This window comes from Synechococcus sp. KORDI-52 (genome assembly GCF_000737595.1).
GTDB lineage: Bacteria > Cyanobacteriota > Cyanobacteriia > PCC-6307 > Cyanobiaceae > Parasynechococcus.
The window spans coordinates 855,623-872,087 of record NZ_CP006271.1 but is presented as its reverse complement, the minus strand read 5'-3'; the positions used below and the strand labels follow the sequence as shown (position 1 = coordinate 872,087).

At 53.1% G+C, this 16,465-nt stretch carries 3 protein-coding genes, 4 tRNA genes and 6 rRNA genes; all 13 read right to left on the bottom strand.

Annotated elements, in window-relative coordinates; all coding sequences use genetic code 11:
- Positions 1 to 20 precede the first annotated feature (20 nt).
- The 13 genes from KR52_RS04325 to KR52_RS04265 all read right to left on the bottom strand — a co-directional run bounded on the left by KR52_RS04325 (position 21) and on the right by KR52_RS04265 (position 16,465).
- Entirely contained in the window at positions 21 to 914 is an 894-nt protein-coding gene (locus KR52_RS04325; protein WP_371257703.1) for a YihY/virulence factor BrkB family protein, read from the bottom strand.
- 169 nt (positions 915 to 1,083) lie between these two features.
- A 5S ribosomal RNA gene (gene rrf / locus KR52_RS04320) occupies positions 1,084 to 1,200 on the bottom strand.
- Between the two features lie 110 nt (positions 1,201 to 1,310).
- Positions 1,311 to 4,178: ribosomal RNA gene (locus KR52_RS04315) — 23S ribosomal RNA — on the bottom strand.
- A gap of 452 nt (positions 4,179 to 4,630) precedes the next feature.
- Positions 4,631 to 4,703, bottom strand: a tRNA-Ala gene (locus KR52_RS04310).
- Between the two features lie 9 nt (positions 4,704 to 4,712).
- Positions 4,713 to 4,786, bottom strand: a tRNA-Ile gene (locus KR52_RS04305).
- A gap of 186 nt (positions 4,787 to 4,972) precedes the next feature.
- A 16S ribosomal RNA gene (locus KR52_RS04300) occupies positions 4,973 to 6,458 on the bottom strand.
- A 1,436-nt stretch (positions 6,459 to 7,894) separates the two neighbouring features.
- Positions 7,895 to 8,011, bottom strand: a 5S ribosomal RNA gene (rrf, locus tag KR52_RS04295).
- Positions 8,012 to 8,121: 110 nt separating this feature from the next.
- Positions 8,122 to 10,989 (bottom strand): 23S ribosomal RNA (locus tag KR52_RS04290).
- A gap of 452 nt (positions 10,990 to 11,441) precedes the next feature.
- Positions 11,442 to 11,514: transfer RNA gene (locus tag KR52_RS04285), tRNA-Ala, on the bottom strand.
- Positions 11,515 to 11,523: 9 nt separating this feature from the next.
- Positions 11,524 to 11,597, bottom strand: a tRNA-Ile gene (locus KR52_RS04280).
- A 186-nt stretch (positions 11,598 to 11,783) separates the two neighbouring features.
- Positions 11,784 to 13,269 (bottom strand): 16S ribosomal RNA (locus KR52_RS04275).
- Together the 16S, 23S and 5S rRNA genes with 4 tRNA genes alongside form the textbook arrangement of a ribosomal RNA operon.
- A gap of 611 nt (positions 13,270 to 13,880) precedes the next feature.
- Positions 13,881 to 14,684 (bottom strand): inositol monophosphatase family protein, encoded by an 804-nt coding sequence (locus tag KR52_RS04270; protein ID WP_038552917.1) that lies wholly within the window; start codon positions 14,682 to 14,684, stop codon positions 13,881 to 13,883.
- Positions 14,678 to 16,465 (bottom strand): TolC family protein, encoded by a 1,788-nt coding sequence (locus tag KR52_RS04265; RefSeq protein ID WP_038552913.1) that lies wholly within the window; start codon positions 16,463 to 16,465, stop codon positions 14,678 to 14,680. Before KR52_RS04265 ends, KR52_RS04270 begins: the two co-directional genes overlap by 7 nt.

Here is a 16,465-nt window from a genome sequence, read left to right as displayed (position 1 = left end):
TCGCAGAGTTGAAACGAAGTTCAAGGCATCAGGCTGTTCGGTTCCCCGGGCCGAGATTGATTCAGTCGAACTTCAGCAAGTTCAACACTTAAGCATTGGCCAAAATAAAGAATGACACCGACCAACCACACCCAGAATGTCAACACCAAAACACCACCAATCACACCGTAGGCCTGAAAACGATTCCCAAGCGAAACAATACTTAGGCTAAGAGTCGAATTGAGAAAAGCCAAACCAAACCCGATCAACAATGAACCGGGAATGAGCGGCATGATTGGAACTCTCCGACTCGGCAACAGACTTTGAAGCAGCAACGCCAAGAAGGAGAGGATCAAGGCGGGAATCAGAATGCGCCCCACGGGAAGAATCGGACTACTTCTAACCAGACTGATCAACCCAGGAATGAAGCCATCCAGCACATTCAGAATGCCTTCGGGAAGACGTTGGACGCTCAGCAACAACTGCTCAATCACAATTAAAATTGAGATTGCAAAAACCGTAAGAAACGCTTCGATGCGGTTTCGGCAAAACAACAGCAGCTGCTGCGACCATGATCGTGTTGTGGAAGGCTCAGGCAAAATCTCAGACCAAAGCCGATCCGCACCACGCTGAAGGGTGAGATAAGCATTGCTTGCAGTGAGCAGAAGAACGACAACACCGAGAATTCCAGCCCCGAAACCTTGCTCAACCAAGCCACGCAAGGTGGAATCCACCAGAGTGGTGACGGACGGTGGCAGCACCTGCGTCACCGAAGCCAATACATTATCCAAACTGTCAGGTCGCCCAAAAAGCCTGGCTGCCACAGACAAAGCAATGAGTAGCAGAGGGAAAAAAGACTGAAGGACGTAATAGGCAAATGCGGCACTCAGATCTACACATTCAGCGTTATTCCATCGCTGACAGGCTCGCCAAATGCGCGTACTGAATTGTCGAGAAAAGGAGCGTCTTTGCACGAGGTTGCGCGGAAGACTTTGTAAACTTTACATCAAAAAAGCCACCTCATGATGAGGTGGCTTCTTCGGGGGTGGTGACGGTAATTGCTTCAGCAATCAGCACATCATCAACCTATGGAGAGAATGTTTTACCTGGCATCGAGCTATTTTCTCAGGGGGCTACCCCCCAAATATCGTCGCCGCTGATGCGTTTCACAACCGAGTTCGGGATGGATCGGAGTGGGACCACACCGCCATGGACACCAGGATAGTTCAACATTCTCAAGGGATGAACCCTGAGAACTGCATAGGATCTACAGCTTACGCTGCACGTCTGAATCAAACAAAGTTTTGAGTCTTCAGGCAAGAACCAAATTGTTGGTCAAGCCCTCGGTCTATTAGTACTCCTCCGCTGCATCCATTACTGGACTTCCACGTAGAGCCTATCAACGGGTGTTCTTCCCGTGACCTTACTGGGTTACCCCATGGGAACACTCATCTTGAGGTGGGCTTCCCACTTAGATGCTTTCAGCGGTTATCCACTCCGCACATGGCTACCCAGCGTTTACCGTTGGCACGATAACTGGTACACCAGAGGTGCGTTCCTCCCGGTCCTCTCGTACTAGGGAGAAATCCTCTCAATGTTCCTACGCGTACACCGGATATGGACCGAACTGTCTCACGACGTTCTGAACCCAGCTCGCGTACCGCTTTAATGGGCGAACAGCCCAACCCTTGGGACCGACTTCAGCCCCAGGTTGCGATGAGCCGACATCGAGGTGCCAAACCTCCCCGTCGATGTGAACTCTTGGGGGAGATCAGCCTGTTATCCCTAGAGTAACTTTTATCCGTTGAGCGACGGCCCTTCCACTCAGAACCGTCGGATCACTAAAGCCGACTTTCGTCCCTGTTCGACTTGTAGGTCTCACAGTCAAGCTTCCTTCTGCTTTTGCACTCGTCAGCTGATTTCCAACCAGCCTGAGGAAACCTTTGCGCGCCTCCGTTACCTTTTAGGAGGCGACCGCCCCAGTCAAACTGCCCACCTGATACTGTCCGCTCCCCGGATAACGGGTGAACGTTAGAACCCTAGCTCTGAAAGAGTGGTATCTCACCAGTGACTAACTCATACCCACAAGCATGAGATCAACGTCTCCCACCTATCCTGCGCATTCAGAGCCCGGGCACAATACCAAGCTACAGTAAAGCTTCATAGGGTCTTTCTGTCCAGGTGTACGTAGTCCGCATCTTCACAGACAATTCTATTTCGCCGAGCCTCTCTCCGAGACAGCGCCCTGATCGTTACGCCTTTCGTGCGGGTCGGAACTTACCCGACAAGGAATTTCGCTACCTTAGGACCGTTATAGTTACGGCCGCCGTTCACCGGGGCTTCAGTCGCCAGCTTCGCTTACGCTGACCGGCTTCCTTAACCTTCCGGCACTGGGCAGGCGTCAGCCCCCATACATCGTCTTGCGACTTAGCGGAGACCTGTGTTTTTGGTAAACAGTCGCCAGGGCCTCTTCACTGCGACCACCTTGCGGTGGCACCCCTTCTCCCGAAGTTACGGGGCCATTTTGCCGAGTTCCTTAGAGAGAGTTACCTCGCGCACCTCGGTATTCTCTACCACCCCACCTGTGTCGGTTTCGGGTACTGGCAGTCATGCCTTAACGGGTATAGAGCTTTTCTTGGAAGCTTGACATCACCAACTTCGCTGCCGTAGCAGCCCGTACTCACGCCTCAGCTCGGAACGTTTTCACCGCTCCTCAACGCCTCGAACGCTTGAACCAGTAACCAACATCTGGCTTGGCTAGCCTTCTCCGTCCCTCTTCCCAAAACATGACCGGTACAGGAATGTTGACCTGTTATCCATCGACTACGCCTTTCGGCCTCGCCTTAGGTCCAGACTAACCCTCCGCGGACGAGCCTGCCGGAGGAACCCTTAGGGTTTCGGTGCATGGGATTCTCACCCATGTTTTCGCTACTCAAGCCGACATTCTCACTTCTATGCAGTCCACGCCCGCTCACGCTAACGCTTCGCCCCACATAGAACGCTCCCCTACCATAAAAATCCGCAGCTTCGGTACAACACTTAGCCCCGTTCATTTTCGGCGCAGGATCGCTCGACCAGTGAGCTATTACGCACTCCTTTGAGGATGGCTGCTTCTAGGCAAACCTCCTGGTTGTCTATGCAATCCCACCTCCTTTATCACTTAGTGTTGATTTGGGGACCTTAGCTGGCGGTCTGGGCTGTTTCCCTCTCGACCATGGAGCTTATCCCCCACAGTCTGACTGCCTCGCTACACACAGGGTATTCAGAGTTCATCTCGATTTGGTACCGCTCTCGCAGCCCGCACCGAAATGGTGGCTTTACCCCCCTGCTGGAGCACGAGACGCTACGCCTCAACGTATTTCGGGGAGAACCAGCTAGCTCCGGGTTCGATTGGCATTTCACCCCTAACCACAGCTCATCCGCTGACTTTTCAACGTCAGTCGGTTCGGACCTCCACTTGGTATCACCCAAGCTTCATCCTGGCCATGGTTAGATCACCCGGGTTCGGGTCTATAAACACTGACAAACGCCCTATTCAGACTCGCTTTCGCTATGGCTCCACCATTTCCGGTTTAACCCGCCAGTGCCTATAAGTCGCCGGCTCATTCTTCAACAGGCACACGGTCACCCTATAAGTAGGGCTCCCATTGCTTGTAGGCTCACGGTTTCATGTTCTATTTCACTCCCCTCCCGGGGTTCTTTTCACCTTTCCCTCGCGGTACTGTTTCGCTATCGGTCACACAGTAGTACTTAGCCTTACGAGGTGGTCCTCGCGGATTCACACGGAATTTCACGTGCTCCGTGCTACTCGGGATACAGCTAGCTCAGTTCAGTTTTCGGTTACGGGGCTTTCACCCTCTGTGGCGTGCCATTCAAGCACTTCTCCTAACTTCCCTGATACACGTTGCTGTCCCACAACCCCGATACTCGAAAGTATCGGTTTAGGCTCTTCCCCGTTCGCTCGCCGCTACTTAGGGAGTCGTTTTTACTTTCCTTTCCTCCAGCTACTAAGATGTTTCAGTTCGCTGGGTTGGCTCGTGCCAGCCTATGGATTCAGCTGGCCGTATTAAGGGTTGCCCCATTCGGAAATTCCCGGATCAAAGCGTGCTTCCAGCTCCCCGAGACTTATCGCAGGTAACCACGTCCTTCATCGCCTCTGTGTGCCAAGGTATCCGCCGTGAGCCCTTTGTAGCTTGACCAATTAACCTCCTGAACGCTTACCGCCGTTGAAAGCAGATTCTCAAGTTTTAATCATCAACTTTTGCTGACTCCTAAAACAAGATCAAACTCTGATTCGCTCGACACGAATCAAAGAACGCTCAAGAGTCTCGGCTCTTGCTCAAAAGAATTTTCATTGTCCTGGATCTAATCTCCCTTTCAGAAGATCAGATTCAAAACAATGCATCTGTAAGATGCTTTGTTTTTTTCCAGACTCACCTATGCAGTTGTCAAGGTTCTGCTAGAACTTCAAATCAAATCATCAATTGCTTGATCACTTGATCTGAGCCCAGCATCTTATCAACCAAATTCAAGGCTCTACACCTAAAACTTGGAATGACAGGAAGCTGGGGTCATCCAGCGGACACATCTAAATCACAACCCAATCGAGCTCAACTCCAAATATTTGGAGATGGGAATCAAGTTCGGTCAGTGGAGGTTAGGAGACTCGAACTCCTGACATCCTGCTTGCAAAGCAGGCGCTCTACCAACTGAGCTAAACCCCCAACACCGAATGGGCCATCCTGGACTTGAACCAGGGACCTCACCCTTATCAGGGGTGCGCTCTAACCACCTGAGCTAATGGCCCAGGAGTCTCATCCCTTTTGGGGTGTGACCTAGACAAAGTTTAGGAACTGAACATCTCCTTCAATCTTTTGATGATTGCTCATCAATCATTGCTCTTAATGCTGAGGTACCGATCGACCTAAGGTGACAGGATTTCGGCCTAAGAATAAAAGCACTCAGGCATCAAAATCATTGTGTTGTCTCCCTGTTAGGAGGTGATCCATCCGCACCTTCCGGTACGGATACCTTGTTACGACTTCACCCCAGTCATCAGCCCCACCTTCGACGTCCTCCTCCACAAGGGTTGGAGTAACGGCTTCGGGCGTGGCCAACTTCCATGGTGTGACGGGCGGTGTGTACAAGGCCCGGGAACGTATTCACCGCAGTATGCTGACCTGCGATTACTAGCGATTCCTCCTTCACGTAGGCGAGTTGCAGCCTACGATCTGAACTGAGCCACGGTTTATGGGATTTGCTTGTCCTCGCGAACTTGCTGCCCTTTGTCCGTAGCATTGTAGTACGTGTGTAGCCCAGGATGTAAGGGGCATGATGACTTGACGTCATCCACACCTTCCTCCGGTTTATCACCGGCGGTCTCTCTAGAGTGCCCAACTGAATGCTGGCAACTAAAGACGTGGGTTGCGCTCGTTGCGGGACTTAACCCAACATCTCACGACACGAGCTGACGACAGCCATGCACCACCTGTCACTGCGTTCCCGAAGGCACTCTCTCGTTTCCAAGAGATTCGCAGGATGTCAAACCCTGGTAAGGTTCTTCGCGTTGCATCGAATTAAACCACATACTCCACCGCTTGTGCGGGCCCCCGTCAATTCCTTTGAGTTTCACACTTGCGTGCGTACTCCCCAGGCGGAACACTTAACGCGTTGGCTACGACACCGAGGGGGTCGATTCCCCCGACACCTAGTGTTCATCGTTTACGGCCAGGACTACAGGGGTATCTAATCCCTTTCGCTCCCCTGGCTTTCGTCCATGAGCGTCAGTGATGGCCCAGCAGAGCGCCTTCGCCACTGGTGTTCTTCCCGATATCTACGCATTTCACCGCTACACCGGGAATTCCCTCTGCCCCTACCACACTCAAGCCCAACAGTTTCCACTGCCATGATGGAGTTAAGCTCCACGCTTTAACAGCAGACTTGAAGGGCCGCCTGCGGACGCTTTACGCCCAATAATTCCGGATAACGCTTGCCACTCCCGTATTACCGCGGCTGCTGGCACGGAATTAGCCGTGGCTTATTCATCAAGTACCGTCAGATCTTCTTCCTTGATAAAAGAGGTTTACAGCCCAGAGGCCTTCATCCCTCACGCGGCGTTGCTCCGTCAGGCTTTCGCCCATTGCGGAAAATTCCCCACTGCTGCCTCCCGTAGGAGTCTGGGCCGTGTCTCAGTCCCAGTGTGGCTGATCATCCTCTCAGACCAGCTACTGATCGATGCCTTGGTGAGCCATTACCTACACCAACTAGCTAATCAGACGCGAGCTCATCCTCAGGCGAAATTCATTTCACCTCGCGGCATATGGGGTATTAGCGGTCGTTTCCAACCGTTATCCCCCTCCTGAGGGCAGATTCTCACGCGTTACTCACCCGTCCGCCACTAACCCGAAGGTTCGTTCGACTTGCATGTGTTAAGCACGCCGCCAGCGTTCATCCTGAGCCAGGATCAAACTCTCCGTTGTAGATCATTCCCTCTTGAATGCTTTCACATTCTCAAAATGATTTGCATCACCCATCACTCAGTTCAAACTGGCAACAGTTGAGGCCTCCTCTTCGCTGACACAAAAAGGGTTCTTAAGAGTGCATCTCTAGATTTCTCTGTCAATGACTTTCCAGGATCTCAGATCCGGTTGTCGCTCCACAATTTGCACACCGGCAAAAAGAAGCTTCGTGAAAAACTTCCCCTTGCAGCAAACTGCTTCTCAGCAACAAAAAAATTGTTGACGGGACCTCACACCTTCATCGCTCTTTCATTCAGTCCCTCGCCTCACCTTGCAGCTCGGCTCAGAACCAAACGCGATGAAAGCGTCAGTTCCTAAACTTTTCAATTGTCCAGGTACGACCAAACCTGTCTTCACTCCCTCTCAGGAGTTCGGCTGGCTGGTCATCGCGGCCTCTCGCGACCGCTTGAAGAACTTACAACACCGTGGGATCGCTCCCTCTTGGTCTCGTAAGACGCCTCAGACACCTCAAGACTTTCGCCTCTAGCGCTTCGGCTTGCACAACAGCCTCGCGGCTCCTGCGCAAGACAAAACACTAACACCACGACTGGCCTAGGTCAACCAATTGGAGATGTCCGTGAGTGCAGTACAACGAGAAACCGCTCATAAAGCCTGGCCTGACAGGGAAGTGGTGGAACGAACAACATTGCAACGCGATCCATGCCAACACCACATCAGGGCCACCGAACAGCACGGAAATTGAACGAAGCGAGGATTGAACCGGAGGCAAGCGAACACTCATGAAGGGCGCTCAACACACAAATTTGAGATCTGATCAGACGGCGAAGCACAGAAAAGAAAGACGAGATGTTTCCCAAAAACGGGGCTAAGCGCCTGCATACGCAATCAAGGCACCCTGTCCAGCAACCAGAACTCGTTGCCAGGGATACTGAGACAACTACAGCAAAGCCTCATCCATGGCATCAGATATTGCGTTGTTGAGCGCGATAGGCACCTTATGGAAGGGTTCGCTTTACAGCGCTGCAGCCTCGAGCCATCAAAGAATGGCGACGCCGTTCCGCTTCAGCCAGCGTGACTGAGAAAACAAGAATCCACGCTGGCTGAAGCGGCAATGCATTGATGGTCAGCCATAAGCAGCTGCAGCTTTACCAGAAGCTTCTGCAGGCAGAAACCATAACGCCCGTCGCTATAAAACACGGATCTGACAACACTGCAGGACGATCTGGCGACAGATACAAGTTGAACGGTAAAGAAGCCTCAATCTCTGCACGATGTATCTATTTAGAAGAGTAATGCCTTAAATCTCAACAGGAGAGATTTACTCAAGTCAAATAACCAACAAAAAAGCCACCTCATGATGAGGTGGCTTCTTCGGGGGTGGTGACGGTAATTGCTTCAGCAATCAGCACATCATCAACCTATGGAGAGAATGTTTTACCTGGCATCGAGCTATTTTCTCAGGGGGCTACCCCCCAAATATCGTCGCCGCTGATGCGTTTCACAACCGAGTTCGGGATGGATCGGAGTGGGACCACACCGCCATGGACACCAGGATAGTTCAACATTCTCAAGGGATGAACCCTGAGAACTGCATAGGATCTACAGCTTACGCTGCACGTCTGAATCAAACAAAGTTTTGAGTCTTCAGGCAAGAACCAAATTGTTGGTCAAGCCCTCGGTCTATTAGTACTCCTCCGCTGCATCCATTACTGGACTTCCACGTAGAGCCTATCAACGGGTGTTCTTCCCGTGACCTTACTGGGTTACCCCATGGGAACACTCATCTTGAGGTGGGCTTCCCACTTAGATGCTTTCAGCGGTTATCCACTCCGCACATGGCTACCCAGCGTTTACCGTTGGCACGATAACTGGTACACCAGAGGTGCGTTCCTCCCGGTCCTCTCGTACTAGGGAGAAATCCTCTCAATGTTCCTACGCGTACACCGGATATGGACCGAACTGTCTCACGACGTTCTGAACCCAGCTCGCGTACCGCTTTAATGGGCGAACAGCCCAACCCTTGGGACCGACTTCAGCCCCAGGTTGCGATGAGCCGACATCGAGGTGCCAAACCTCCCCGTCGATGTGAACTCTTGGGGGAGATCAGCCTGTTATCCCTAGAGTAACTTTTATCCGTTGAGCGACGGCCCTTCCACTCAGAACCGTCGGATCACTAAAGCCGACTTTCGTCCCTGTTCGACTTGTAGGTCTCACAGTCAAGCTTCCTTCTGCTTTTGCACTCGTCAGCTGATTTCCAACCAGCCTGAGGAAACCTTTGCGCGCCTCCGTTACCTTTTAGGAGGCGACCGCCCCAGTCAAACTGCCCACCTGATACTGTCCGCTCCCCGGATAACGGGTGAACGTTAGAACCCTAGCTCTGAAAGAGTGGTATCTCACCAGTGACTAACTCATACCCACAAGCATGAGATCAACGTCTCCCACCTATCCTGCGCATTCAGAGCCCGGGCACAATACCAAGCTACAGTAAAGCTTCATAGGGTCTTTCTGTCCAGGTGTACGTAGTCCGCATCTTCACAGACAATTCTATTTCGCCGAGCCTCTCTCCGAGACAGCGCCCTGATCGTTACGCCTTTCGTGCGGGTCGGAACTTACCCGACAAGGAATTTCGCTACCTTAGGACCGTTATAGTTACGGCCGCCGTTCACCGGGGCTTCAGTCGCCAGCTTCGCTTACGCTGACCGGCTTCCTTAACCTTCCGGCACTGGGCAGGCGTCAGCCCCCATACATCGTCTTGCGACTTAGCGGAGACCTGTGTTTTTGGTAAACAGTCGCCAGGGCCTCTTCACTGCGACCACCTTGCGGTGGCACCCCTTCTCCCGAAGTTACGGGGCCATTTTGCCGAGTTCCTTAGAGAGAGTTACCTCGCGCACCTCGGTATTCTCTACCACCCCACCTGTGTCGGTTTCGGGTACTGGCAGTCATGCCTTAACGGGTATAGAGCTTTTCTTGGAAGCTTGACATCACCAACTTCGCTGCCGTAGCAGCCCGTACTCACGCCTCAGCTCGGAACGTTTTCACCGCTCCTCAACGCCTCGAACGCTTGAACCAGTAACCAACATCTGGCTTGGCTAGCCTTCTCCGTCCCTCTTCCCAAAACATGACCGGTACAGGAATGTTGACCTGTTATCCATCGACTACGCCTTTCGGCCTCGCCTTAGGTCCAGACTAACCCTCCGCGGACGAGCCTGCCGGAGGAACCCTTAGGGTTTCGGTGCATGGGATTCTCACCCATGTTTTCGCTACTCAAGCCGACATTCTCACTTCTATGCAGTCCACGCCCGCTCACGCTAACGCTTCGCCCCACATAGAACGCTCCCCTACCATAAAAATCCGCAGCTTCGGTACAACACTTAGCCCCGTTCATTTTCGGCGCAGGATCGCTCGACCAGTGAGCTATTACGCACTCCTTTGAGGATGGCTGCTTCTAGGCAAACCTCCTGGTTGTCTATGCAATCCCACCTCCTTTATCACTTAGTGTTGATTTGGGGACCTTAGCTGGCGGTCTGGGCTGTTTCCCTCTCGACCATGGAGCTTATCCCCCACAGTCTGACTGCCTCGCTACACACAGGGTATTCAGAGTTCATCTCGATTTGGTACCGCTCTCGCAGCCCGCACCGAAATGGTGGCTTTACCCCCCTGCTGGAGCACGAGACGCTACGCCTCAACGTATTTCGGGGAGAACCAGCTAGCTCCGGGTTCGATTGGCATTTCACCCCTAACCACAGCTCATCCGCTGACTTTTCAACGTCAGTCGGTTCGGACCTCCACTTGGTATCACCCAAGCTTCATCCTGGCCATGGTTAGATCACCCGGGTTCGGGTCTATAAACACTGACAAACGCCCTATTCAGACTCGCTTTCGCTATGGCTCCACCATTTCCGGTTTAACCCGCCAGTGCCTATAAGTCGCCGGCTCATTCTTCAACAGGCACACGGTCACCCTATAAGTAGGGCTCCCATTGCTTGTAGGCTCACGGTTTCATGTTCTATTTCACTCCCCTCCCGGGGTTCTTTTCACCTTTCCCTCGCGGTACTGTTTCGCTATCGGTCACACAGTAGTACTTAGCCTTACGAGGTGGTCCTCGCGGATTCACACGGAATTTCACGTGCTCCGTGCTACTCGGGATACAGCTAGCTCAGTTCAGTTTTCGGTTACGGGGCTTTCACCCTCTGTGGCGTGCCATTCAAGCACTTCTCCTAACTTCCCTGATACACGTTGCTGTCCCACAACCCCGATACTCGAAAGTATCGGTTTAGGCTCTTCCCCGTTCGCTCGCCGCTACTTAGGGAGTCGTTTTTACTTTCCTTTCCTCCAGCTACTAAGATGTTTCAGTTCGCTGGGTTGGCTCGTGCCAGCCTATGGATTCAGCTGGCCGTATTAAGGGTTGCCCCATTCGGAAATTCCCGGATCAAAGCGTGCTTCCAGCTCCCCGAGACTTATCGCAGGTAACCACGTCCTTCATCGCCTCTGTGTGCCAAGGTATCCGCCGTGAGCCCTTTGTAGCTTGACCAATTAACCTCCTGAACGCTTACCGCCGTTGAAAGCAGATTCTCAAGTTTTAATCATCAACTTTTGCTGACTCCTAAAACAAGATCAAACTCTGATTCGCTCGACACGAATCAAAGAACGCTCAAGAGTCTCGGCTCTTGCTCAAAAGAATTTTCATTGTCCTGGATCTAATCTCCCTTTCAGAAGATCAGATTCAAAACAATGCATCTGTAAGATGCTTTGTTTTTTTCCAGACTCACCTATGCAGTTGTCAAGGTTCTGCTAGAACTTCAAATCAAATCATCAATTGCTTGATCACTTGATCTGAGCCCAGCATCTTATCAACCAAATTCAAGGCTCTACACCTAAAACTTGGAATGACAGGAAGCTGGGGTCATCCAGCGGACACATCTAAATCACAACCCAATCGAGCTCAACTCCAAATATTTGGAGATGGGAATCAAGTTCGGTCAGTGGAGGTTAGGAGACTCGAACTCCTGACATCCTGCTTGCAAAGCAGGCGCTCTACCAACTGAGCTAAACCCCCAACACCGAATGGGCCATCCTGGACTTGAACCAGGGACCTCACCCTTATCAGGGGTGCGCTCTAACCACCTGAGCTAATGGCCCAGGAGTCTCATCCCTTTTGGGGTGTGACCTAGACAAAGTTTAGGAACTGAACATCTCCTTCAATCTTTTGATGATTGCTCATCAATCATTGCTCTTAATGCTGAGGTACCGATCGACCTAAGGTGACAGGATTTCGGCCTAAGAATAAAAGCACTCAGGCATCAAAATCATTGTGTTGTCTCCCTGTTAGGAGGTGATCCATCCGCACCTTCCGGTACGGATACCTTGTTACGACTTCACCCCAGTCATCAGCCCCACCTTCGACGTCCTCCTCCACAAGGGTTGGAGTAACGGCTTCGGGCGTGGCCAACTTCCATGGTGTGACGGGCGGTGTGTACAAGGCCCGGGAACGTATTCACCGCAGTATGCTGACCTGCGATTACTAGCGATTCCTCCTTCACGTAGGCGAGTTGCAGCCTACGATCTGAACTGAGCCACGGTTTATGGGATTTGCTTGTCCTCGCGAACTTGCTGCCCTTTGTCCGTAGCATTGTAGTACGTGTGTAGCCCAGGATGTAAGGGGCATGATGACTTGACGTCATCCACACCTTCCTCCGGTTTATCACCGGCGGTCTCTCTAGAGTGCCCAACTGAATGCTGGCAACTAAAGACGTGGGTTGCGCTCGTTGCGGGACTTAACCCAACATCTCACGACACGAGCTGACGACAGCCATGCACCACCTGTCACTGCGTTCCCGAAGGCACTCTCTCGTTTCCAAGAGATTCGCAGGATGTCAAACCCTGGTAAGGTTCTTCGCGTTGCATCGAATTAAACCACATACTCCACCGCTTGTGCGGGCCCCCGTCAATTCCTTTGAGTTTCACACTTGCGTGCGTACTCCCCAGGCGGAACACTTAACGCGTTGGCTACGACACCGAGGGGGTCGATTCCCCCGACACCTAGTGTTCATCGTTTACGGCCAGGACTACAGGGGTATCTAATCCCTTTCGCTCCCCTGGCTTTCGTCCATGAGCGTCAGTGATGGCCCAGCAGAGCGCCTTCGCCACTGGTGTTCTTCCCGATATCTACGCATTTCACCGCTACACCGGGAATTCCCTCTGCCCCTACCACACTCAAGCCCAACAGTTTCCACTGCCATGATGGAGTTAAGCTCCACGCTTTAACAGCAGACTTGAAGGGCCGCCTGCGGACGCTTTACGCCCAATAATTCCGGATAACGCTTGCCACTCCCGTATTACCGCGGCTGCTGGCACGGAATTAGCCGTGGCTTATTCATCAAGTACCGTCAGATCTTCTTCCTTGATAAAAGAGGTTTACAGCCCAGAGGCCTTCATCCCTCACGCGGCGTTGCTCCGTCAGGCTTTCGCCCATTGCGGAAAATTCCCCACTGCTGCCTCCCGTAGGAGTCTGGGCCGTGTCTCAGTCCCAGTGTGGCTGATCATCCTCTCAGACCAGCTACTGATCGATGCCTTGGTGAGCCATTACCTACACCAACTAGCTAATCAGACGCGAGCTCATCCTCAGGCGAAATTCATTTCACCTCGCGGCATATGGGGTATTAGCGGTCGTTTCCAACCGTTATCCCCCTCCTGAGGGCAGATTCTCACGCGTTACTCACCCGTCCGCCACTAACCCGAAGGTTCGTTCGACTTGCATGTGTTAAGCACGCCGCCAGCGTTCATCCTGAGCCAGGATCAAACTCTCCGTTGTAGATCATTCCCTCTTGAATGCTTTCACATTCTCAAAATGATTTGCATCACCCATCACTCAGTTCAAACTGGCAACAGTTGAGGCCTCCTCTTCGCTGACACAAAAAGGGTTCTTAAGAGTGCATCTCTAGATTTCTCTGTCAATGACTTTCCAGGATCTCAGATCCGGTTGTCGCTCCACAATTTGCACACCGGCAAAAAGAAGCTTCGTGAAAAACTTCCCCTTGCAGCAAACTGCTTCTCAGCAACAAAAAAATTGTTGACGGGACCTCACACCTTCATCGCTCTTTCATTCAGTCCCTCGCCTCACCTTGCAGCTCGGCTCAGAACCAAACGCGATGAAAGCGTCAGTTCCTAAACTTTTCAATTGTCCAGGTACGACCAAACCTGTCTTCACTCCCTCTCAGGAGTTCGGCTGGCTGGTCATCGCGGCCTCTCGCGACCGCTTGAAGAACTTACAACACCGTGGGATCGCTCCCTCTTGGTCTCGTAAGACGCCTCAGACACCTCAAGACTTTCGCCTCTAGCGCTTCGGCTTGCACAACAGCCTCGCGGCTCCTGCGCAAGACAAAACACTAACACCAATATCCACGCTTGCGCAATGGGCGCTGTTCAAGGCTGCAACAGAGCCTCACCCCAAGGGAGGAAACGCGCCAACTGGGCCCACGAACCGGCAGCCAGAACGGGGAAACCACGTTCAGCAACATCCTCGCCTGCAGACAGCTGTGCTGGATCCGCATCCAACCAGCGAATCGGACAGCCCAGTTCATCCAGCACCAACCAGGCTGCCGCCAGATCCCAGATTTTTGGAGTTGCTTCCAATGAAGCGATGGTCTGCCCCATGGCCACACTCACCAGATTGAGGCTGGCGACACCCAACAAACGAATTTTGCCGGGAAATCGCTGATCGGGTTTGCGCTGCAAGACACGAATCGAGCGGCTGCACAGGGAAACACAGGCACTGGTGGTCAACGCCCGTGTCTCAGTTGTGAGCGGTTGATTGTTTCGTGTGGCGCCACGCCCCCGCAATGCAACAAAGCGCTGCCCCAGTGCTGGAACATCCAGAAACACCTCACTGGGACGGCCTTCAGTGAAGCGAGCCACCGAAATCGCCCAATAGGGAATACCCGCCGCAAAGTTGGTGGTGCCATCCAGGGGATCCACCACCCAGTACGCCTGCGTGTTCGGAACTAGTTTGCTGCCCTCCTCGCTGAGGACCCCCTCACCTGGCGCAATCCTGGCCAGACCCTGAACCAAAGCCGCATCACTCCAACGATCACAGTCGGTGATCAGGGAACCGTCTGGCTTCACATCGGATCCAATCTGGCCAAAGTCATCAAGCTGACGGGCACGAATGCGATCCAGCAAAAGATGGACGGCGCTCAGTTGATCGTCACTGAGCACCAACGTCACCACAGAGGCTGAACAGGACTGCTCTCATTCTGATTGAGCGACGACTCTGGAGCGATCGCCAAGGGGCAGGCTGACTTCAGTGGTGTTGGCTCAATGGGAATCGATAGTTGACCAGGTTCAGGCTTGGTGGAAGGTCTCGACACGGCATCACAGGCAATCAAGGCATCCAGACCTGTACGGCGTCTCAACCGAGCCAGGTTGGTGTTGTAGTCGCGAATCGCCCCGGCGTAACGAAACTCTGCTTGGGTGAGATCACGCTGGTTGTCCACAACTTCACGCTGCGTGCTGACGCCAGCCTGAACCCGAAGCTGGGACAAACGCAGAGACTCCCGTGAGGACATCACCTCGCTGGAGGTGGTTTCGATGTTCTGCATGGCGGTTCGCAAACCAATGAAGCTTTCCTCTACCTCAAAGCGGATCTGATCACGGGTGTTAGCGAAATTGAAGCGACTCTGTTCAGCGGCCTGCTTGAAACGTCGGTAACCGGCGCGAGCACGACCACCATCAAACAATCGCCAGGACGCCGTCAATGCCGTGGCGTTCTGAACGCCGTAGGTGAAATCGCCCATGTCGATGTCACTACGGGATGGCTGGTTGGTTTGGCCCTCATTGCGGGAAGCCGTGGTGGTATTAACGAAACTGAGAACGGGCTGTACCGCAGCCAAAGAATCATTGGCTTGGCTGTTGTTGATCGAAATATCCAGAATCAAGCGATCGAGTTCCTCTCGGAAGTTGTAGGCAGCAACAATGCTTTCCTGGAGAGAGGGCTCCCAGAGGCCGAAAGGTCGTGCAGGTGTCGCGGCGGTTGGAGTGATGTCCTGAGGGAGATCAAGCTCTCTTGACAGATTGCGACGGCTCAAATCCTGCCTGCCGAGGTTGGTGGTCAGGGTGTTGCGGTCGCGAGCCAACTGGGTCTCCGCTTCCAGAACCTCCAACTTCGTGTTCACACCTGCGTTGTAACGAGCACGCGCATCGCGAAGATTCACCAAAGACGATCTGACGGCTGCCTGACCAATGCGTACCCCTTCATCGGCTTCCTGAAGATCGAAGTAAGCCGTCGACGTGTCAAGCCGAAGATCACGCAAAGCGATGAGATACGTGTTCCTCTCCCGCTCGAAGCGATCCCGAGCTGCAGCAATCTGAGGAACCCGTCGGGGATTGATCAGATCCCATCTCACTTCCAGGCTGGCATTAACGCGCCACTCACGGCCGTAACGCTCATTGAAACCATCCTTCCTAACGGGACGGGTGATTTCCTCACCGGTGACAGGATTCACCCGGCCTGTGGGCTTCCTGACAACACGGTCCGGAACGAAATCCGGATTTTGGTAGGAATACGAGTTGAAATATTCAGGAAGAGCGGAGGCCGTGAGATCAATGGTGGGATACCAAGCGGAAATTGCTTCGCGCAAAGAAGACTTGGCCTGATCCACTTGGCTGGCGGCCGCCTTCAGGGTTGGGCTATTGACCTCGGCCAGCTGCAGAACTTCCTCCAGGGTGAGAGGACGCAATTCCTTGATGCGCACCTGAGACGTTTCATCAGGGAGCGCCAGGGAAGGGGGAGCCGCCAATTGGTCGAGAGGAGGCGGCAAAACATCAAGGGGCGGTGCCACGACGGATGGATCGGCTTGAGGCCGACCACCCTTCAACTCGATGGCATCAGGCAGTGTGGATTGGTCCGTCAACGCTGATTGATCTTCAGTGACCTCATCGCTGAGAGCAGGGGAAACACCTGTGGAGAAAACGCCTGCAATGAGACAAATACCAGCGGTGATCCGACGCAC